Raw genomic sequence first — 20,311 nt, forward strand, 5'->3', positions numbered from 1 at the left:
GTGAGGCCGAGCGTCCTAGCGCGCGTGTCGGATGCTCGGCCGTGAATTGCTGCGCATTGCATCACTTGCAACGGACAACGCTAAACAACATGCCATCGCAAGAACTGTGGGATCTGGCTTTCTTCATTTGGGGAATCGTATGCGGATGGGCTGTCGTACAAGGTTTGAGGGGATGACGATGCCGCGAACGATAGTCGCGCTCGCTCTCCTGACGCTTCTTTCACAGCAACCCGTCGCGGCACAAGCGCTCCCTGTCGCCAACTTCGCGATGAATCGCGCAATAGCCGGGGTCATTACGCGCATTGCCGCTTCCCGAGGTTTTGCTGCCAACGATGCTCGCGTCATCGCCACTCTGGAAACCATCTCCGCAAACAGCACGGCACTTAATGTGGTCTCGACAGCCGCCGGTGTTGGTATGTCGCTCGCAGGTGCTCCGGTCTGGCTAACGATCCTCGTGGGACTCGGTATCGGTGGCATGGGCACTCAGTTGATTGCAACACTAGGGGCCTCCGAAGTCGCCATCGGGCAGACTTACGATGGCTCCATCGCAGTGGTAAGCAAAGTTCCGCAGAAAAACCCCGTCACGTTGCCGCCTTACCCCGGAGTTGAAACCTCCCCCACCGGCGAACCACTTTTCGAGCGCCTGAGACGCCTCCGTGCGCACGTCTATCGAACGGCCGGATGCTCGCCCGAGCGTACACAGGTGGCATGCCACCAGTTTCCACTAGCCCCGTCGGTGTCCACCGGTATCTCTGTCGAATATTCAGAGCACGCCATCCGCATCCCGCTTAACTCAATCGCAGAGCTAGAAGAACTGCGGACGCGTTGGGAGTTCGGTCCAGGCGATCCAGACCCGCAGTTGCGAATCATCGAGACGTTTGACGCCGATGGCGAATTCGCGGGTTTCGCTGAACGCATGTGGACCAACAAGCATCTCTTTTGCCGGAACGCTCCGCCCTCCTGCCTCGAAAAATACGAGTGGGTCACGCTACAGCTCAATCCGGATGTGTTCCGCATTACCCGCGACGCCTTTCGGGGCTTGAATCGGGTCAGAACGGCGAAGGTGTATCCCAATCTGGATGCGGCAGTTGCAGACATGAACAGCAACATCCTGAAAATGCCCATCAGCCCCAAGACGCTTGCCGAGATCATCGATGAGTCTTGGCAGCAGGCAGCGGAAACGGCCAACTACGTGGGGCTGCCCTACCGGGACACGGAGCCAGTCACTGAGGAAGAGGTTGAAGTCTGGATCAAACGGAATCCACGCAAAGTCCCTTACATCGGGGATGTGATCGAACCCGCCAATCCGCCGGACGATAAGAAAGTACCGATATCACCGCGCATCCGACCAAGACAAGATCCGAACCCACAGATAGACCCGGAAACCGATCCGCAAGTACGGCCTAAGCCCGTGACAGAACCGAATCCGGACAAGGCGAATGATCCCGACGAAGCGACAGATCCAAGCAAGAACCGCGATAAGAACACCGACGGCGTGCAGGACGTCAACGTCATCAATCGTCCAACTGTCGACATCGGCAATCGGGTCAAGGTTGAAGTCGAGTTGGGTGATGTGCCAGCAGTCGCTCCGCCGAAACTGGAAGAACCGCCCACCGCAAAAATGATTCTCGACCCATTGGTCGGCCTCACGTCCGATTTCAACTCATGGACGATGCCGTCACACGGTGGGAGCTGCCCGCGCACGACGCTTAATGTCTTCGATCACTCGATCCCAATCGACGCGCACTGCGAGATTGCGGAACGCATCGGACCACAACTCCGCCAGGTCATGCTTGCTGCGTTCGCAGTCATGGCGCTTCTAATTATTTTGTCTGCCTGAGGTCGCTATGTCGTTATTCACCATCATCGGCTTCGCGCTGAACGCCCTACTCGGTTTCATGTTCCGTTCGTCGGTTGTGAAGTGGGCAACATTCTTCGCGCTCTGGTACGTCGTCACCGAACTCGTCGCGGCCATCAAGTCGAGCAGCTTCTTCCCGAAGGTCTCCACGCTCAACGAGGCTTTCTCAGGCATCCCTAATGGCGTCTGGTACTGGCTCGATCTATTCGCCGCCTCGGAAGGCGTTCCGATGGTCATTAGCTCCGTCGCGGCGCGCTTCTTAATTCGGCGACTGCCGATCATCGGGTAAGCGCTATGGCAATCAACGCGTACACAGGCCTTATGGGGTCGGGGAAAAGCTATGAAGTGGTCGGCAATGTCATCGTGCCAGCCGTGTTGGCTGGTCGTCGCGTAGTGACCAACATTGACGGTATCAACTCGGACGCCATTCTCGCCTACTGCATAGACGTCAAGAAGGCTGAGCCGGAGAGCTTGGGGCCGGTGATTTCGATTTCAAATTCGGACGTTCTCAAAGACGACTTCTTTCCCGACGAGACGAGGCCAGACGTTGAGTCAATGGTCAGACCGGGTGATCTGGTGGCAATAGATGAGGCGTGGGAGTTCTGGTCCGTCTCGCACAAGATCAGCCCGGGACATATGCGCTTCTTCCGTATGCACAGGCATTACGTCCACCCAGACACAGGACTGTCCTGCGATGTCGCATTGATGATCCAGTCCATCACGGATCTCCATCGGCAACTGCGCTCAGTGATTGAAGTCACGTTCGTCACGAAGAAACTGAAGGAATTGGGACTGGGCAATCGCTATCGCCTTGAGATGTTTGGTGGTAGCAGACTTACCAAAGCTGCGCGGCTCGGCAGCAGCACCATGACGTACGACAAGGCGGTCTTCCCTCTGTATCAATCCTATGCAGGCGGCAAAGGGAAAGAGCGCGCGATAGATGCTCGTCAGAACATGCTGCGAAGCCCGAAGCTATGGATGACAGCCGCCTTCTTCCTGTGCTGCTGGATCGGCATCGGCGTATTTCTTTGGCGGTTCTTTCATCCGAAAACTGAGGAGCCGCTTACCAACACGGCTAGCCCAGATGCCACGCCATCGGCCCCTGCAGGCACGCCATTGGAGTACACACCCCGCCTGCCGTCGTTCAGCGAGCGATGGAGGGTCACAGGACAGTATTCGGTCGCGGGCATGCGCTATGTCGTGCTCAGCGACAACACCGGGCGGCTACGCGTCGAATCTCCACTGGTGTTCCGAAATAGCGGTCTCGCGATCGTCGGTGAAGTCGATGGCCAAGTGGTCACCACGTGGTCCGGTCAGAAGCCCTCGTCTCGCCTGTTCGGAGAGACGCAATGAAACCAATCATCGTTGCAGCTTTACTGATTGGCGCTGCCCAGACTTTCGCGGACGAACTTCGTATGGTGCCCGCACCAATCGACTACAGGGGGCCAGCGCTTCACGATGACGGTCCGGAGGTCTGGGACAACGTCGAGCGCCGCCCGCATCCGTCGGGGAGAGTCAGGAAGACACCAACGCTAAGCCGCATCAACCGCGTGTCAGCCGGGGATTTTGATTTTCAGTTCGTCAATGTCGGGCAGCTCGTCTCGCTGCTGTACAGCGAAGTCATCAAGACACCCTACGTCATTGCCCCGGACGTCCTCAACGACCAGCGAACGGTCTCCGTCAGGTTCGATGCGAAGCGCGGAAACCTGCGCCAGTTCCTCGCGACCATCCTGGACTCTCTCGGATTCGGGATCGAACAACGACACGGTATCGACTTCGTATCAAAGCGATCAAGCGTCGACGACTTGGCAGAGCTTCGAGCCACTTACGTTTATCGCCCACAGTACCGCGACTCCTCCTATCTCGCGAATCTTGTGAGGCCAGTATTTCGAGGCCAGTTCACGATGAACCGTGAAGTGACCGCGCCGCCTGACAGTCGAGCAGGCGGCAACATTCCCGACGGGTCCGCAGCAATGCTCATTGACCAGAAAGGCGACACGCTCGTCTTCCGTGGAACGCGGGCCGAAATCGTCACGCTTCAAGGCCTGTTGCCCCAAGTCGATACCCCGGTGGGTGAGGTCGCCGTGCGTGCTACGGCGTATGAAGTCACGCAATCTACAGAGCATGGCTCTGCGTTCCAGCTCGCCTTGGATCTGCTGTCGAAAGGTTTGGGGCTGTCGATCCAAATGAGCGGAGAGAAGCTCAGCAATGCCGTTCGGATTCGAGCTGGCGACGTTGACACGGTTTTCTCCGCCCTATCGAAAGACACACGATTTCAGGTCATCAACAGCCCAAATCTGCGCATTCGTTCCGGCGCACGCGGCAAGCTCACCGTGGGGCAAAAGGTGCCTGTCCTCAAATCAGTGTCCTACCCTCGCGGCGGCGGTGAACCGGTCCAGTCGGTGGAATACCACTCGTCCGGGGTCATTTTCGAGCTAAGACCGACGGTAAAGGACTGTGTTATCGATCTGCACGTCTCGCAGCAAATCAGCGACTTCGTGAAGACGACAACGGGCGTCAACAAGTCACCAACGCTGAACACGCGGGAAGTGAGTACGGAAATCAGCACTCAGGACGGCGACGTCATCCTCATTGGTGGACTTACGACCAACAAGGCATCAGACAACGCTACCGGCCTAGCTTTCCTACCCAGATTCCTCGACAGCCGCTCCGACACATCCTCAAACACGGAAATCCTCCTTGTCCTCCAGGTGGAGCGCGTCAGACCGTCTAGCGTCGGGAGTGTCGGCGCGGATGCCGAAGCCAAGGCGCACGGACGCGACTGCAACGTCCGGGCCGTTGACGCGCGACTCAGCGCGGCTCGCGCGGCCGAGCAGCGGGTAGCACCACTGCCGTCAGCCGAAGCGCTTCCGCCTACCACACATCCCCTCATTGAAGACCGCCCTTCCGCCCTTGCTGGCAACGTGGCGGCGCGTGATGAAGAAGGGACGCTTCGCGCGACCACCGCCGCCCGCAGGGTCGAGGACGGCGGGGGCGCGCGAAGCGCGCCCTAAATTTATATCCGTAACACTCAACGTCAAAGGAGGTAGCAAAGCCTACGCAATCGAGGCACGAACACATCTGAGTCCGGATGAAAAAATGCCCCGGCAGAAATACACCGGGGCCAAGACTTTCTCCGCAATGACACATGACAGAGGAGGATCTGCCATGCAGGAACCAATTCTAGGGAACGATGCCGCCTTCCGGAGGGAGTGGCTTGTAAGAGGGCGGAATTTTGGAGCGGGTCAGGTGGAGGTCACAGTCACCCGATTCGACCGCTACATGGGCGCTCAAGCGCTTCACGCGATGCCGAGAGCGAAGCGCGGCGAATCTGAAAATTCGGAAGATAACCAAATTGCGGCAGCCCAACGAGCCAAGCGACAGGTCAGATTGCGTTGTAAGGCAATCGGGGCTGATCGCATGATCACATTGACCTACCGCGAGAACATGCAGGACAAGGAGCGCCTCAAGCGCCACTTCGACGCATTGCGCCGTCGCTTGAACAAGATTCAGGACTTCCAGTATGTGGCCGTCCCGGAACGTCAGAAGCGTGGCGCGTGGCATCTGCACATCGCGGTGAAGGGACGACAGAACTACCGCGTGCTACGTGCGATTTGGATATCCATCGTTGGAGAGGACAATGGCAACGTCAACGTCCGGAATCCGTTTCGGCGGAACGGACAGCAGCACAAGCTCGCCGCCTATCTCGGCAAGTACCTCACCAAGGACTTCGCAGAGCACAAAATGAACGAGAAGCGCTATTGGTCGAGTCGCGGCATCGCGATCCCCGAGCGCCACCCCATCGACCACATCTTGAGCGATGACCCGGTAAAAGCCATCGTGACGGCGTTTGAGGCGGCTCAAGAGGTCGGCGCGAAGTTGGACAACTGCCAAGCATTTTGGAATCAGGGGCTGGGGTGCTCTTGGCTTGCTACGAAGGAAAACTAAGATGAGCTTACTTACTCGCGCTTACATCCTAGAACAATACGGCGTCAGACTTGGCGTCGCCCAGCTTTCGGAAGTGCTGCGCGTCGCAGAAGGAACCATTCGCAACCAGATCAGCGCCGATACGTTCCCCGTTCCAACCTACGTCGAAGGAGGCCGTCGTTTCGCATCATACGACGCAATCGCATCCTACCTGGATGCGATTGCGCAAGCTGCGACTTTTCGTGGCAATAATGGATAGTTTGAGAAGATCACCTTCGGCCAATTTGGCAATTGGTGAGTGCTGAAGGGCGCGCCCAGCACAACCGAGGGTTCTGGGCGCGCTTCTTTCACAAAACAGCTAACGGCCAGTCGCGGTCGACAATTTTTGAAATAGTTAGGCACTGAACAAGTTGGCGTATACCCTTATCACGTACTCTACGCAGAGGCGGTCCCAAAATGAAGTTCTCTGTGGCAGTTCGGACATAAAGCGATAGCATTTTCAACCGTATCTTCCCCCCCGTCAGACAACCTCACTTTGTGGTGAACCTCCAGATATGGAGAGCCGTCAGCCTTTCGAAGAAACGGGGCTGGCTTTGTGCAACGCTGACAGTATCCTTTGGCTTGAAACAGAACCTCTGCGACCACGTCCGCATTCCGGATGAAGATATCCGTCACTGCTCTCACCTTGGTCGGCGCCTTCACTGCGGTTTTCAGGCGACGCGCTCGGGACACCTGCGAATCGACGAGTGACTTCTGAATCCGCAAAACGAAATCTGCCTGCTGCTCCTCAAAAAAAATTGTCGACCCCGATTCACCGGGGCCGATAATTTTGTACCTTCCCCGTGCAACTCGGTGAAACTTGGGCTCGAACCTCGATGCGTCAAAATCCCTCGACTGCGGGCAATAATCCTCAACTTTCCGACGAATGGTGGCATCAAACGTCGATTTGTCTTTGTAACTGGGAGGAACTTTCCCAGAACAATACTTCTCCAGAATTCTCCCCTGAATATCCGAGTAGGTTGCCTCCCCACCAAGCTCCTGCAACGCGGTAAAGATGTCATGTATGTTGATTTTGTACGGAGTCATCGCCGCCGCCGACTTTTTTGATGTGTGCGCTCAACCATTTGGAGCTTCGGCAGTATGAATTGGTCGATCATCTGGCGAGCGCAACGAGAAAATAAAGACCGAATAACCCGCGTCGGGTCGGAAACCGTCAACGGACGTTAACGACAGACTGATCCCCGCCCCCTCGCCCGCCGACATAGCGCCGGAAGCAGCCGCCTACCGTTCGCGAGATCGGGACACTACACAGGGATGCGCATTGGTAGCCGACGCTTGAAGCGGTTGAGACGCAGCAAATGACTCCACACCATGTCGAGGGGGCACGGAAAAGTCAATGTGAACTTCTATGGCAACGGCTTCAAACCTAGTTCCAGCAGGAAAGAGTTATGTTTTTCCTTCGCCGCCGCAATCGCCCTTTCAATCTCCACTAGATCCTGGTGAGTCTCGTCCAGAACAATCTCCCTCTCGTTCACCGCCGTATTGATATAGCGAGAGATGTTCAGGTTGAAATCGTTCTTTTCGATCTCGGCCATCTCCACCCTGCGCGAGTAGCGCGCCTCCTCTTCCCGGAACTGGTAGGTCTTGATGATCTTGGCGATGTGCTCGGGCTTGAGCTGGTTTTGCCGTTTGCCTTTCTCGAAATGTTCCGGCCCGCTTGCGTTAATGAACAGGACATCGTCCGGCTTCTTGCACTTCTTCAACACCAAGATGCAGACAGGGATGCCGGTCGAATAGAACAGATTAGCGGGCAGGCCGATCACCGTGTCGATGTGTCCGTCCTTCAGCAGCTTGGTGCGGATGCGCTCTTCCGCCCCGCCTCGGAACAGCACGCCGTGAGGCAGGATGATGGCCATCACACCTTCGTCTTTGAGGTAGTGGAAGCCGTGCAGCAGGAAAGCGAAGTCGGCCGCGGACTTGGGCGCGAGCCCGTGGCTCTTGAAGCGTACGTCATCGGCCAGCGCATCGGTCGGTTCCCAGCGGTAGCTAAAAGGCGGGTTGGCGACGATGGCGTCAAAGCTCGGTTTCTTCGCCGGATTCTGCTCCCGCATCATGTCCCACTCGTTGAGCAGGGTGTCGCCGTGGAATATCTCGAACTCCGTGTCCTTTACCCCGTGCAACAGCATGTTCATGCGCGCGAGGTTGTAGGTCGTGATGTTCTTTTCCTGGCCAAAGATCTTGCCGATGGTGCCGTCTGCCTTGGCCACCTTCTTGCGCACGTTGAGCAGCAGCGAGCCCGAGCCGCAGGCAAAGTCCAACACGCTTTCTAGCCGCTTCTTGGTACCGGTTTTGGGTTCCTGGCTATCCAGCGTGACGATGGCGGAGAGGATGTCGGAAATCTGCTGCGGGGTGTAAAACTCGCCAGCCTTCTTGCCGGAGCCTGCGGCAAACTGGCCGATCAGATATTCATAGGCGTCGCCTAGCGCGTCGATGTCGGTGGAGAACTCCGCCAGCCCTTCCGCGATCTTCTGGATGATGGCGCAGAGCTTAGCGTTCCGGTCGGCGTAGGTTTTGCCGAGTTTGGGCGAACTCAGATCAATCTCGGAGAACAGACCTTGAAACGTGCTCTCGAAGGATTCCGTCTCGATGTACTTGAATCCCGCTTGCAGCGTGTTCAGCAGATCTGAGTCTTGGGTGCGGGCCAGGTTGGCGATGCTGTGCCAAAGATGCTCGGGCCGAATTACGTAGTGCACCTTGCGGCGCATCTGTTTCTCGAACGCCGGGGTGTCGTCCACGTTGTTCGCATACCAGAGCGCCAGCGGCACCTTGCGGGTGTCGCCGCCCACATCGGGGTAATCCCGGCCCAATTCCTTCTTTGCTGCCGTCTCGTAGTTTTCGGAGAGGTAGCGCAGAAAGAGGAAAGAAAGCATGTAATCGCGGAAGTCGTCCGCATCCATAGCCCCGCGCAATTGGTCGGCGATGCTCCAGAGAGTGTTGCCTAGTTGTTTCTGATTGGTTTCGCTCATGCTTTTGTCGCTTTTGTAGGACTTTCCTAAGAGTCTTCTTTGCGGTCCTTTACACCGCTTCCCTGGCAGATCTTGGCGGAGCTTCTACCGCAGGCTTTTGGGAGAGAGGAGCTTCAACCGCTGTTGCAGGCGTGTGGAGCACAAACTGATACTTCTCCTTTACTCCGACGAAGACCTTTTCAAAAGTCGCCAGCGAATCTGCTTTAAGGTGATCAGATTCGAAGTAATAGACCTTCTTGTGGGATAAGGTATTAATGATGGTTGCCACCTCGTCCTCATCGTCGATTCCAATTTGCTTGAGAACGTAACCAAATTGCCCCACCCCGAGGAAAGACGCGACGTTCTCCAGAACTTGTCGGAGAAGGGCGAAGTGGTAGGCTTTTAATTCACTTGCTGCGTACGCGTGATCCAACACTTGGAGAATCCGGAGGTGATAGAGGAACACATCGTTCCGGGAGCTTTCCAGCGAAACCTCTTCGTTCCTCAAGCTTAGGGTGCAGACTCGGGTTAGCTTCTTGAACTTGGAAGCCTTTTCCCCCTTCGTCAGCATGTCCGACAATATTGAGAAGAGGCCTATGTGGTGCGTGGTGATGACGAATTTTCTCTTCTCATGATGCTCTTCGATCAGATCGTAGATCGTGGCCGCAGTGATGAAGATGTTGTGATCGTCCAAACTAGAAACGGGATCATCGATAAAGAAGTGGGAGGATTGCTTGCCCGCCCATCCTTCGACCTCAAAAAGCGCGAGAAAGAAGCACCATACAAAAATCCTCTCTTCTCCTCGCGAAATCTTGAACGGCACTTTGGAGATTTTGTTCGAGTCAGTCGGGTCAGCGACTTCGTGGAAAAACATCACGGACCTGATGCCGTCCTCAGGATTCTCGTGAGGAATGAAGTCGAATCGGTAGTTGGGACGAAAGCGGTTGAGCTTGTCGCGTATGTCGTCCTCTGTGAGCGAGCTGTGAAAGCGGTTCAAGCTGCTCTTTCGAATGTCGAGTTGAATGTTTGTTTCGCCATTCTCAAGATCGTTATCCCAAACAAAGAGGTCTTCGCTGTATGCGTTGTAGTAGACACCCACGTGGCTGCCGTCGCCACTTTTTGTGGCATTTTTGTACGCAACAGACAGTCTCGTCTTTCCAGTTGCGTTGAAAGCATAGATCAACGTGACCCGCTCTTTGGCACCAGCTAATTCCTTGGCGAGGGTTTCATGATTCATGTCTGTGATCTTTCCGGGGATGGGAAAAGCTGTTGCATCAGCCCTTTCTTGTGGCATTTTAGAGCTTCGAGCTTTTGGGCTTCGGCGGTGATCAGGGCATCGAGGCTGCTCAGGCACGATGCGATGCGTTGTTGTTCGTCGAGCTTCGGAACGAGGAGCCGCACCGAAGAGAACACGGTCTTATTGATAATGGGAACCGCCTGCCTTCCTGCCAGTAACGCGATGCGCTCAGAGGCAAATGAAAGAGCGAAGTAAACGAAATTATCCGAGTGCTTGGAGTTGGGGACAACTGCGTTAATCTGTTGGTTCGTTGCGCAGTCATAAATGCTTTGGGCCACCTTCCCGATAGTGGAGCCGATGCACACAAAAAGGATGCTGCCTGCTCTGATGGGCCGAGTTTCCGCAAAGCCTTCTGCAGTCAAAGTAGCCTTGGTTTGATCGACAAACCGCATGCCTGAGATGTCCGCAGGCGAAACGAATGGGATGCCTCCGCCATAGAATTCGGGCCGCGCAGTACTGGGAGTGCTTCCGGTGACCACCTTTCCGAAATCTCCAATAGACTGATCGCCCCACTCTCCAGCGTTTTGGAATTCAGGGAAACGGAGCCGGGGTTGGGTTTCGCCTTTAGGGGGGAAGAGCTTTTGCATCAGCCCTTTTTTATGGGTCTTGAGCGCCTCCACTTTCCGCGCTTGCGTGGCCATCAGTTCGTCCACCGAACTCAGGCATTCGGCGATTTTTTGTTGTTCGGGGACATCAGGCGGCAAAGGAATAGCCAGCGCACTGTATTCGACGCTATTGATGCCGGGTTGCCCACTGCGCGTTGACGTAACTGCGACCCATTTCCAATACTGCTCCGTCGTCAAGAAGTTGGCGAGGTATGCGGAAACCAACCGTTTTGGATTCGGCTTAACTCGAATTAAAAAGCCCGCGAAGACCAATCTGCCGTCCGCTTTTCGGTATCTGTATGATTTTCCGACGCTTGCTCCTGTGCGCGCAAGAACGATATCCCCGTCGTCCAAATAGATTTCATCTTTTGGTTCGAGATCAACCGAAACCTTTTGGGCGCTGAGATATGTGCCATCTTCCGAGATGTCGGTAATTCGCAAGTATTGTGGTAGCCGTTCAGTAAACGGCACTGCGGCAGCGTTCACGCCGTAGTCAGGGCTTTTCATCAGCAACTTGCCAAGAGGCGCGTATTCCCATCCCTCACCCTCTCGAAACTCCGGAAATCGCAGCTTCGGCACTAGTGCGGGTATTGCCTCTTCCTTCGTGGCGGTCGCTTTGGCTTTATTGCTCATACGCACTGAGTCCTGAAATGTCGCGGCCACCGGCGCGTTTGGTGAGGAGGGGATGGAGGTCATCCATGAGGGCGAGTTCGGCCTTGGTGCGGGCTTTCCAGCCAAGGTCGAGTGGGGCCATCAAGTCACTGAGTTGCTCGCCATCGAAGATCATGCGATCGAGGATGCCGTCCACGAAGCTTTGAAGGGCGGCGGCGGTGAGGCCGTGCTTCGCTGCGATGTCGGCTAGTTCTTTGGAGCTTTTCTCCGCCTTGAAGCGGGTATAGCCGTCGCGGATGGCGGCTTCAGAGAGGCCCTCACCTGCCTGAAGCGTGGCGATGTATTCTGCTATATCATCGCGCTCGTTCATGAACTTGGCGTCGGCGCTGATAAGCCCGATGAGTTCCTCGCGGGTCATCTTGGCCTTGCCGGGCCCCTTGGCGGAGAACTTGGCGATGAGGCCCATGATGTAGTCGTAGTCGATGACTGCGGAAGCGAAGAGGACAAACTCGAAGTCGAGCTGGTCGACGGGGTGATCGTCGCCGGGGCCATCACCTTTCTTGACATCTTTGCCCTGCTGCGCTCTGAGCTCTTTGGCAGTTTGCAGATACTGGCCTTTGAAGCCGCGCAAGTTTTCATCGGGCAGCACCTGTTCGATGGCGGCTATGTTGTCTTCGCTTAGGTCGGTGTATTGGTCCAGCTGGGTTTTGAGTCGCTGAACCTCCTTGAAATGACTTATGAAGGCAGCGCGGGCCTCATCGCCCCTTAGGTTGGCTACGGCGGATGGTGTGCAGACAAGGCCCTGCGACGTCATGAAGTCGTCCAACTTCTGCACTGCGGTCTCCAGCCTCTGGATGACCACAGGCGCCTTGTCCACGAGCCAGATTTCCCGCGCGTGCTCACCGGTCTTCTCGCCGGAGAAGAGGGCGATGGCGGCATCGACCGAGTCTTGCTGCTGGCGAAAGTCGAGAATGTTGCCGTAGGGCTTCGTGCCGTTGAGCACACGATTAGTGCGAGAAAACGCCTGGATCAAACCATGGTGCTTGAGGTTCTTGTCCACATAGAGCGTGTTCAGGAACTTGGAATCGAAGCCAGTGAGCAGCATGTCCACCACGATAGTGATGTCGATTTTCTGCGCGGCCGGGTAGTCGGCATTGGGCCACTGCTGGTCTTTGATGCGCTTCTGCACATCCTGGTAGTAGAGGTCGAACTCGCTCAAGCGGTGGTTAGTGCCGTAGCGGGCGTTGTAGTCGGCGAGAACGGCCCTGAGAGCGGCCTTCTTGCCCTCAGGGTCTTCTTCGTTGTCTACCTGCTCCTGCGGCAGGTCTTCTTGGATCTGCTTCACATCCGGGTCGCCCTCGGCAGGCGGCGAAAAGATGCATGCGACGTTCAATGGCTTGAAGTCAGGGTCAGCGGCCTGTTTGTCCGCCTGTATCGTCTTTAACAGCGCGTGATACTCAATGGCGTCGTTGATGGACGCGGTCGCAAGGATGGCATTGAAGCGGCGTCCGCCGGTGGCGGCATCGTGCTTGGAAAGAATGGCCTCAATGACGGCCTTCTTGGCTATGGCCTCGCCGGGCTTTGGTGGGTTCTTGCCTTCGGGCTTGAAGTAGTCGACGTGGAAGCGCAGGACGTTCCCGTCCTCAATGGCGTGGGTGATCGTGTAAGCGTGAAGCTGCTTCTGGAAGAGGTCGGCCGTGGTTCGCATCGAGGCTTGGGTGTCCTCGACCTTCTGCAACGTGGCATTGGCCTCGAAGATCGGTGTACCGGTGAAACCGAAGAGCTGCGCCTTAGGGAAGAACGCTTTAATGGCCTTGTGGTTCTCACCAAACTGGGACCGGTGGCATTCGTCAAAGATGAAGACGATGCGTTCGTCCTTCAGCGCTTCGAGCTGTTCCTTATAGGTGGCCTGGCCGTTCTTAGTGCGCTGCTTGTTGCGCTTGCTATTCTCGTCCAGCGCCAGGCCGAGCTTCTGGATAGTGGTGACGATGACTTTGTCAGCGTAGTCCTCAGAAAGCAGACGTCGCACGAGGGCCGCGGTGTTGGTGTTTTCTTCGACGCAGCCCTCCTGGAACTTGTTGAACTCCTCTCGCGTCTGGCGGTCGAGGTCTTTGCGGTCCACGACGAACACACACTTGCGGATGTGGTCGTTTGCTTTCAACAGAGTAGCAGCCTTGAATGAGGTAAGCGTCTTGCCGCTGCCCGTGGTATGCCAGATAAAGCCGTTGCCGTTGTCTTCGTCAATGCACTTGACGATGTGCTGCACGGCATAGATCTGGTACGGCCGCATGATCATGAGCTTTTGCTCACCCGCAAGCAGCACCATGTATCGGCTGATGGTGCGGCCTAGATCGCACTTCCTCAGGAAGTGTTCGGCGAACTCGTCGAGTTGGGTGATCTTGCGGTTGTCCTCGCCTGAAAACTCATAGATGGGCAGAAAACGCTCCTCGGCATTGAAGGCGAAGTGACGGACGTTGTTGTTGGCGAAGTAGTAGGTGCGATCGCGGTTGCTGACGATGAACAGCTGCATGAAGCAGAGCAGCGTCTTGGTGTAGCCGTTACCCGGGTCGTGCTTATATTCGACGATCTGCTCCATTGCACGGCGCGGATTCACGCCCAACGTTTTCAGCTCGATCTGCACACAAGGCACGCCGTTGATGAGAATGAGAACGTCGTAGCGGTGGTGGCTGTTGTCGGTATTTATGCGGAGCTGGCGAACGACCTCAAAGTGGTTCTTGCACCAGTCATTGATATTCACTAGCGTGTAGTTCAACGGCGTGCCATCGTCGCGGGTGAAGGCATTGATGCCGCGCAGGGTCTTGGCAGCGGTGTAGACATCCGGGGTAACTATTTCATCCAAGAGCCTAGCGAACTCAGCATCAGTCAGCTTGACGCGGTTGAGGGCCTCGAACTTCTCCCGGAAGTTCCTTTCCAGCGCGGCGCGATCACGAATGTCGTCGCGGCATTCGTATTTCAAGCTCTGAAGCTTGCCAAGAAAGCCGTATTCGATGTGCTCTTCTTTGACAACCGGGCGCGGCGTTCCGGATGGCTGATCGTAGGTGAACTTGGATGAAGGCATGGGGGAGGAGCGTGCGTTGGCTATGTATTGGAAGGCAATGCGAGTGGCAGGTCGTTATGTTTATGTCCGTTGGGATGTGCTACTTATAAGTTCTTCAGTGTGAGAGCCAACGTTCCGCTCAGGTGTCGTGAGAGTCCTTGACGCACGGGCTCAGGGCGAGCGCCGACTTCGCAAATCCGCATCCGTTAACGATTTTCTTGCGGCATAACGCGCCACGGCTCGTCATCGAACGAAAGACTTAGCGCGGACTCAGTCGAAGAACGTTTCTAGGCCCTACTCTTTCACCTGTTTATGACTTGCCGTTATTAGCCCTCTATTCTAGCCGAGACAACCTTTCGCCTGTCGGGCACCTCGTTCTCCCTGCCGGTTCACGTCGGGCAACGGGGAGTTCAGGCATCCATCCTTAACGGCCCTGGTGTTCGCGTTGTTTGGCCGCCGACTTGCCTTAATTTTTCTCAGATCAGTGATCCACGGCCTCGACTTCTGAACGCGCCCCCACTACGAACCATTGACGCAACGAATTTTCTTGAACGGAAGCAGTTTTCCCTTCTCTGCGAGATCTTCAGGTTGAAGGTTTGTGTAGCGCTTTAAATGCCGCCAGTCCTTATGGCCGGTAACACCAGCGACCTCGGCGATGCCCCACCCCGCTTCGAATAGCGCACTTGTTGCCTCATGGCGCAGATCGTGTAGGCGCAGGTCGTGAATGCCTTTGTCGTCGCACGCCATCTTGAAATACTTGCTGGCTGTCTGAGGCGAAAACGGAAAGATGCGATGCTCGCCATCAACCTTGGGCTGCCGTTTGATCACATCCAACGATGTCCCGATCAGCGGCACCCACTCATGATTCCCTACCTTGTTGCGCGGATCCTTGCGATCACGCACGAGCACCATCCGGTTGATCTCATCCAGATCACGCCATTCGATGCGGAAAATTTCGCCGCGCCGGAACCCCGACTGACCATTGATCTCAATGACATCAGCCAGCGGTAACGTGTATTCAGGATGCTCCCGATCCCACGCCACGATCCTCGTGATCTCATCGGCCGTCGGCCGACGCTCCCGCTTCCCCGCAGCTCCGATCAGCCTCAGGTGATGAAGCATCGGACGGGCCTTGCCAATCACATCCGGCAAGTCGAAGTCTAAGAAACTCGCCGTATGCCGCAGCACCGTCCCGAGCTTCGAGATATCCATATTCACGGTAGCCGCCCCCGCCCCGGCCCTATGCCGTGCCTGAGCGAACTTCACAAGCGTCTTCGGCGTGAGCTCAGCTATCGTGACCCCGTTGAAGTGCTCCGCCAACTGCTTCAACGTGTAATCCTCCGTAGACTTTGCCCGCACCGGCCGCTTCGATTCCTCACGCAAAACCCGGTAGTGCGCAATGATCGACGGCACCAGCGTCTTAGCCGACACCTTGTCCAGATTCCGGCCTTCATCAACCGCTACCTCAATTTCGCGTGCCCATGTTGAGGCCTGCGCCTTTGTCCGAAACGTTTTTGATATACTCTTGCCCTCGCGTCGGACCTGAGCGCGCCAACGCGTTCCTATCTGCACAATCGATGCCACTGTCGCCCTCCTTGCTGTAGCAAAAGTGTAGCAACGGCGACGTGAAACAGCAGGTTGCGGAGTGATCTGGAGTGATACTGTAGGGGTGTCACTACCGCCCGGAAAGCCCCGTGGAATAAGGCGATGCCTTTGATTTCAAAGGACGTCTCGCCAGTGGATAGAATCCAGTCTCTCCCTGTAGTTCAATGGATAGAACGAGTGCCTCCTAAGCGCTAGATACAGGTTCGATTCCTGTCGGGGGGACCAATTTTGCGTCCCACGTTTCATAAGATTTAGCAAAAAGCCCCGTCCGGCGTTCGTCGGACGGGGCTTTTTGCTTTCGCAAACGCTGTAGTACCAAGGCGTCAGTAAGGAGCGCTCGACTTCTTTTCCAACGCCGGCCACTGGACAAATGCGAACACCCAAATCATCACGAAATTGAGAAGCGGCACAAAAGCGACCAGCACCCACCAGGGCGAGAATCCCGCGCGGCGAATAATGCGCGCATAGGGATACAGGAAAAATATCGAGAGCAGCAACGCAATCAGCCAATGCCAGATGCTTAGGTGGCCCATAACTCTCCTCGTTTATTAGCGTCGTGAAACTACGGTGAATGCTGCACATTGTCTCGCAGAACATTTGCTGCGCGAGGCCATTTTTTCGCCTGTTTTTCGCTTTTTCTCACCTGCTTCGCTCGCAACATCCGCCGCCAATTCGGCCATCGAATTGTCATGATTCCATACGAAATCATGCCCCAACACGCCCACAACTCGCCAGCAACCCGTCGCCTTATGGTTTTCCCCTAATCCTTACCTAAGACTAACGAAAGCAGTGCCTTAATCCATTCGTAATCCCCACTATTTTTGATAGGTCATACGCACTTTGCGCCCGTGCTAGCATGCGGCGCGGAATGTTCTTACGGAGCATTTCAGCATAGGAGTCCTACCGTAAATCGATTTCACTCCTGCTTTTTTGGACTCCTGGCATTAGGCGGCGTCACCGACTGGGCCAAATCCGTTGCAAAAGCGGGTGCGGCAGCGCCGCCAATTTCCAGAACAACATTCTAAAGAACTAGGAAAATGGCACACCATCTCGTAAAAATCACCGGCCTGCTGCTTGCAGCCGGCATCATGGCGGGTTGCTCGACCATGAACCAGGGGAGCAGCAGCGCCAAAACGGCCGCCACCGGATCCGCCGGCGGCGCGAACTCCGAAAACGCTAACCAAACGCTTGAAAAGTGCGATCGCCCACTGGGCACCATGGCGGTCATCGAAGACACCTCCGCCCCCTGGTACGGCGTGCTGACCGGCCAGTACAAGCTCGGCTCGACCGTCCCCGTACTCAAACTACTCGTCCAGCAGTCGAACTGCTTCGTGATCGTCGATCGCGGCCGCGGCATGAACACGATCATGGGCGAGCGCGCCCTGCAAGAGTCCGGCGAACTGCGCAACAAGTCGAACTTCGGCAAGGGCAAGATGGTCTCCGCCGACTACGCGCTGAGCCCGTCGATCACCTTCACGAACAATAACGCCGGGGGTGCCGGTGCCAGCATCGCCGGTCTTCTGCCCGGCGGCATCGGTGCAGCCATCGGCGCGCTTGCCGGCAGCATGAACTCGAAAGAAGCGAGCACCATGCTGACCGTTATCGACAACCGCTCCAGCGTCCAGATCGCCGCCGCTGAAGGCAGCGCCACCGCCATGGACTTCGGCGCCCTCGGTCGCATCGTCGGCAGCTCGGCCGGTGGCTCGCTCGGCGGCTACTCGAACACCGCCGAAGGCAAGGTCATCGTGGCCGCATTCACCGACTCGTACAACAACGTCGTGCGTGCCGTGAAGAACTACAAGCAACAAACCGTCGCCGGTGGCCTCGGCACGGGCGGTCAACTCACCGTCCAGGACGACGACGCACCCGCACCGACCAAGAAGGCCGTGCGCAGGAAGAAGTAATCACGCTTGCGCGATTGACCGTCCCTCAAACCTGTCTCCTCGGCAGGTTTGAGGGACGGTTTTATGTCCCCCCGGCCCCACCCGCTTCAAACCTCAAATATTTTGCCGTCCAGCAAATGGATTGGCCTCGTCGGCAAAGGCAACCGCCTAACCGCCAATCTCCGCTCCACTATCATTCCGCACGTGCCCTCCCCCCAAAGTGCCTAAGTTGCTGCCTACGTTTTTGCCTAAGCCATCGCTTGCGCGTCACCCAAGCCGTTTGCCTAGCCTCTACCTGAGCGGTACCTAAGCATTCATTAGCACGACCCAGGTGTTTCGTAGGTGTTGCGTCGCCGCGCCCGCCGCCCGACCGCGCAATCCCGCTATTCCTTGTTCTCTCTCGATGCCAGGATTCGTATGACGAAGCCTTCGCAGCGCGCTGTCCCACTTACGACACCCAACGCCGATGACGCCCCCGCCGCCAGCGCCGTTGCCCACGCCTGGGCTCAGGTCGGCGCAGCCCTCAGCCCGCATCCAGACTGCCCGCTGCCCAACTGGTCCGGGGGCGGCGATACGCTCCATCAGCATCTTTTGGTCATCGGCAACGAGCACGACAGTGATCTGGTCAGCCAGCTCAGGCATCTGGAAGTCGCGTCCGCACGCTTCGGCAAGGTCGGCTTTGTTGGACCGGTGAACACGCGGCGTCTGGTCGAATGGTCGATGGGAGAGCGCGTCGTCGTGCTTTCGCGTATGCCGCGCGACGTCTCGGACTGGGATCTGCGCTGCCCGCTCGCCTCGCTCGCGCGCACGCTCGGCCCGCAAGCCGCACATGCGCACGCCGGACGGCCGTTTCTGCGCGTAGCCACCGTCCCCGCACGACATTGGCGCGACCGGCTGGCCGCCGCCGCACAACACGGCCTCTGCGTAGGGTTTGCCGGGCTGGATGCGCTCGACAGTACGGAGCTGGCGGGAACGTCACTGAGCGCCCCGCGCCTGACGTCGCTGGCACCGCTGCTGCGCGTACCTGGGGTTTCCTGGGTGCCGCTGGGTCAGCAAGGAGATGGGATATCCGATGCCCTGCCGCCGGAATCGGTCGACTGGATCGACTGGCGCACGGACTGTGACGATCTGGCCGATGAAGCATCGCTCATCGACAATCTCGATCTGGTGATCGCACTGGATGCCAGCTACGCCCATCTGGCCGAAGGCCTCGGCGTGCCGGTGTGGTATCTGGGTGCGCCGCGAACGGCGCTATCGGCGTCGGCGCGTCATGACGATCGTTACGACACGCACTTCAGCCCGGAACGCCTGAGTCATCGCGCCGACATGGACGATTTCCGCCCGCCGCCCGTCTCGCAAGACTGGTCCGGCACGGTGGACACCGCTGCAAAAGCGCTTCTCTCGATGGCCACGGAGTTTCAGGGCTGGACCCGCTAACTCGTCAACGAGGCGACGGGGCCGCCTGTACGCGCCATGTCGCCTAGCCGTCAACAACTATTAACAGGACACACAGGGCGTTAAGCCGCCCAGCGGTCTCCGACCTGCGCCGTCTTGACCCACTCCATAAACGCTGCGGCTTCCGGCGTATCCGCCGGTGCCGACCAGTCGGCGTAATCCGCTTCGACGAACGGACGATACGGGCCGTGCTTCACCTCGAAAATCACCGCCCCCGGATCAAGCGACAGCACCGTGTGATGCGTCTTGACAGGGCTTTCGATGACGCTCGTGTCTTCGCCGAGCACCTTGCGGTCGATCACGACGCCAGCCGCATCGAACGTCAGCACGACAAAGCGGCCACGCAGCGCCGTCAGCAACTCCCACGTGTGATGATGCAGATGCGGACGAATGTACGTCGACGGCTCCATCGCGATCGCCAGACGCTGGATCGAATCGTCGAGCGACTCATGCAGGTTCTGATTCATGCGCGCACGGGGCGATTGCGTGGCTTGTTCGGTGAGCGCGTCGAGCGCGGCAAAGGTCAACGTTTTCATCAGCTTATGTGGGGTGTGTGGGGTGTTCGCGGCAGAGGCGGCCATTGCCGATGCCCACGAGTGTAGCAAACCGGCTCGCCTCATCTGCCCATAAAAAAACCCGCCGTGTGGCGGGTTTTTCGACTTCGCACTACATTGCGCCCGAACGGCGCAACGGCGTGCTTAGTACATCTTCTTCCTCAGGGTCTGGCTGCGCAGACGCTTGCGCAGACGGGCCACGGCAGCAGCCTTCTTGCGCTTGCGTTCAGCCGTCGGCTTTTCGTAAGCAGCGCGTGCCTTGACTTCCTTGATCAGGCCCGTGCCGTCGATAGCGCGGCGGAAACGACGCAGTGCAACTTCAACGGGTTCACCGTCTTTGATAAGAATCTTGGTCATGCAATATCTCGAATAGTGTTTCGGCCCCGAAGAGCCGTAAATTTGATTTACCGCGCAAAGACGCCATTCCTCGCCCTGCCGGAGATTCCTCCTGC

17 protein-coding genes and 1 tRNA gene are annotated in these 20,311 nt (G+C 57.1%); 9 read left to right on the forward strand and 9 right to left on the reverse strand.

The window, feature by feature from the left end:
- Positions 1-31: 31 nt before the first annotated feature.
- From PCO31010_RS05935 to PCO31010_RS05960, 6 genes are all read left to right on the forward strand, one after another.
- Positions 32-1,840, forward strand: a complete 1,809-nt coding sequence (locus PCO31010_RS05935; protein WP_150663366.1) for a hypothetical protein — start codon at positions 32-34, stop codon at positions 1,838-1,840.
- Between the two features lie 7 nt (positions 1,841-1,847).
- Complete coding sequence (locus PCO31010_RS05940; protein ID WP_150663367.1) at positions 1,848-2,147, forward strand: DUF2523 family protein; 300 nt, start codon at positions 1,848-1,850, stop codon at positions 2,145-2,147.
- Between the two features lie 5 nt (positions 2,148-2,152).
- Positions 2,153-3,211: a zonular occludens toxin family protein gene (locus tag PCO31010_RS05945; protein ID WP_150663368.1), complete on the forward strand. Its 1,059-nt coding sequence runs from the start codon at positions 2,153-2,155 to the stop codon at positions 3,209-3,211.
- On the forward strand, positions 3,208-4,872 hold the full coding sequence (locus PCO31010_RS05950) for a type II secretion system protein GspD (protein WP_174984374.1): 1,665 nt from the start codon (positions 3,208-3,210) through the stop codon (positions 4,870-4,872). The genes PCO31010_RS05945 and PCO31010_RS05950 overlap by 4 nt, the downstream gene beginning before the upstream one ends.
- A 154-nt stretch (positions 4,873-5,026) precedes the next feature.
- Positions 5,027-5,806 (forward strand): rolling circle replication-associated protein, encoded by a 780-nt coding sequence (locus PCO31010_RS05955; RefSeq protein WP_174984377.1) that lies wholly within the window; start codon positions 5,027-5,029, stop codon positions 5,804-5,806.
- A 1-nt stretch (position 5,807) separates the two neighbouring features.
- Positions 5,808-6,044: a hypothetical protein gene (locus PCO31010_RS05960; protein WP_150663369.1), complete on the forward strand. Its 237-nt coding sequence runs from the start codon at positions 5,808-5,810 to the stop codon at positions 6,042-6,044.
- A gap of 176 nt (positions 6,045-6,220) precedes the next feature.
- On the opposite strand, the gene PCO31010_RS05965 is transcribed toward PCO31010_RS05960, so the two are convergent.
- The 6 genes from PCO31010_RS05965 to PCO31010_RS05990 all read right to left on the reverse strand — a co-directional run bounded on the left by PCO31010_RS05965 (position 6,221) and on the right by PCO31010_RS05990 (position 15,946).
- Positions 6,221-6,871, reverse strand: a complete 651-nt coding sequence (locus PCO31010_RS05965; RefSeq protein WP_150663370.1) for an HNH endonuclease — start codon at positions 6,869-6,871, stop codon at positions 6,221-6,223.
- A gap of 320 nt (positions 6,872-7,191) precedes the next feature.
- Positions 7,192-8,811 (reverse strand): type I restriction-modification system subunit M, encoded by a 1,620-nt coding sequence (locus PCO31010_RS05970; RefSeq protein ID WP_150663371.1) that lies wholly within the window; start codon positions 8,809-8,811, stop codon positions 7,192-7,194.
- Between the two features lie 49 nt (positions 8,812-8,860).
- A complete protein-coding gene (locus PCO31010_RS05975; RefSeq protein ID WP_246184456.1) occupies positions 8,861-10,027 on the reverse strand; it encodes an AAA family ATPase in 1,167 nt (388 codons plus the stop codon).
- Positions 10,024-11,325: a restriction endonuclease subunit S gene (locus tag PCO31010_RS05980; protein ID WP_174984380.1), complete on the reverse strand. Its 1,302-nt coding sequence runs from the start codon at positions 11,323-11,325 to the stop codon at positions 10,024-10,026. The genes PCO31010_RS05975 and PCO31010_RS05980 overlap by 4 nt, the downstream gene beginning before the upstream one ends.
- Entirely contained in the window at positions 11,315-14,383 is a 3,069-nt protein-coding gene (locus PCO31010_RS05985; RefSeq protein ID WP_150663373.1) for a type I restriction endonuclease subunit R, read from the reverse strand. Before PCO31010_RS05985 ends, PCO31010_RS05980 begins: the two co-directional genes overlap by 11 nt.
- Before the next feature lie 498 nt (positions 14,384-14,881).
- Positions 14,882-15,946 (reverse strand): site-specific integrase, encoded by a 1,065-nt coding sequence (locus PCO31010_RS05990; RefSeq protein WP_150663374.1) that lies wholly within the window; start codon positions 15,944-15,946, stop codon positions 14,882-14,884.
- A 171-nt stretch (positions 15,947-16,117) separates the two neighbouring features.
- Here PCO31010_RS05990 and PCO31010_RS05995 point away from each other — a divergent pair.
- Positions 16,118-16,192: transfer RNA gene (locus PCO31010_RS05995), tRNA-Arg, on the forward strand.
- A 98-nt stretch (positions 16,193-16,290) separates the two neighbouring features.
- On the opposite strand, the gene PCO31010_RS06000 is transcribed toward PCO31010_RS05995, so the two are convergent.
- Positions 16,291-16,500 carry a DUF805 domain-containing protein gene (locus PCO31010_RS06000; protein ID WP_150663375.1) on the reverse strand — a complete coding sequence of 70 codons (210 nt, stop codon included), beginning with the start codon at positions 16,498-16,500 and terminating at the stop codon, positions 16,291-16,293.
- Positions 16,501-17,004: 504 nt separating this feature from the next.
- Between PCO31010_RS06000 and PCO31010_RS06005 the strand changes: the two genes are divergently transcribed.
- Positions 17,005-17,871 (forward strand): CsgG/HfaB family protein, encoded by an 867-nt coding sequence (locus PCO31010_RS06005; RefSeq protein ID WP_150663376.1) that lies wholly within the window; start codon positions 17,005-17,007, stop codon positions 17,869-17,871.
- 396 nt (positions 17,872-18,267) lie between these two features.
- Positions 18,268-19,287 (forward strand): hypothetical protein, encoded by a 1,020-nt coding sequence (locus tag PCO31010_RS06010; protein WP_150663377.1) that lies wholly within the window; start codon positions 18,268-18,270, stop codon positions 19,285-19,287.
- Between the two features lie 80 nt (positions 19,288-19,367).
- On the opposite strand, the gene PCO31010_RS06015 is transcribed toward PCO31010_RS06010, so the two are convergent.
- Both PCO31010_RS06015 and rpsU read right to left on the reverse strand, forming a co-directional pair.
- Positions 19,368-19,841, reverse strand: a complete 474-nt coding sequence (locus PCO31010_RS06015) for a WbuC family cupin fold metalloprotein (protein WP_046292545.1) — start codon at positions 19,839-19,841, stop codon at positions 19,368-19,370.
- 162 nt (positions 19,842-20,003) lie between these two features.
- The gene (rpsU, locus tag PCO31010_RS06020; protein ID WP_150663378.1) at positions 20,004-20,216 is read right to left on the reverse strand and encodes a 30S ribosomal protein S21; all 213 of its coding nucleotides are present in this window, start codon (positions 20,214-20,216) and stop codon (positions 20,004-20,006) included.
- Positions 20,217-20,311: the final 95 nt, after the last annotated feature.

Source organism: Pandoraea commovens, from assembly GCF_902459615.1.
GTDB lineage: Bacteria > Pseudomonadota > Gammaproteobacteria > Burkholderiales > Burkholderiaceae > Pandoraea > Pandoraea commovens.